The following is a 407-nucleotide window of genomic DNA, read 5'->3' on the forward strand; positions in this document are numbered from 1 at the left end:
ATGGTGAAGGGATGGCACGCATAGGCCCTGCCGCGATTGCCCTGGATGTTGGCCTGATCGCCGGAAAGCACGTCGCCGCCGCCCTGCACCCGCGTATCCGGGGACAGGACGCCAACGCAGTTCTGACCGTTGACCGTGCCCTGCAGATTGGCCAGGCGGCCGTCATCGGGGATGACCACGGTGACATTGTGCACGTGGCTTTCCCCGGCGCCGAGCGTCAGGTTGGCAATGCAGGACAAAGGCAGCGTCGTCGGTTCGGGCGAGCAGCCGAAGGGCGGCTCGATCGACGTGATCTCGACGCCTTCCAGCCTGCCCAGTCCTTCCACGCCGATCGCATCGCCGATCCGGACCGGACCGGAGAAGGCGCTCGGCCTATCGTTCGTGATGGTGATCTCGAAGGAGCAGGG

Annotated in this window: 1 pseudogene; it reads right to left on the bottom strand. The window is 65.8% G+C overall.

Going from position 1 to position 407, the window contains the following annotated elements:
- Positions 1–407, bottom strand: a pseudogene (locus EOA28_RS38355) (hypothetical protein); the annotation flags it as partial.

Origin of the sequence: Mesorhizobium sp. M2A.F.Ca.ET.067.02.1.1, assembly GCF_004023285.1 — a bacterium.
GTDB lineage: Bacteria > Pseudomonadota > Alphaproteobacteria > Rhizobiales > Rhizobiaceae > Mesorhizobium.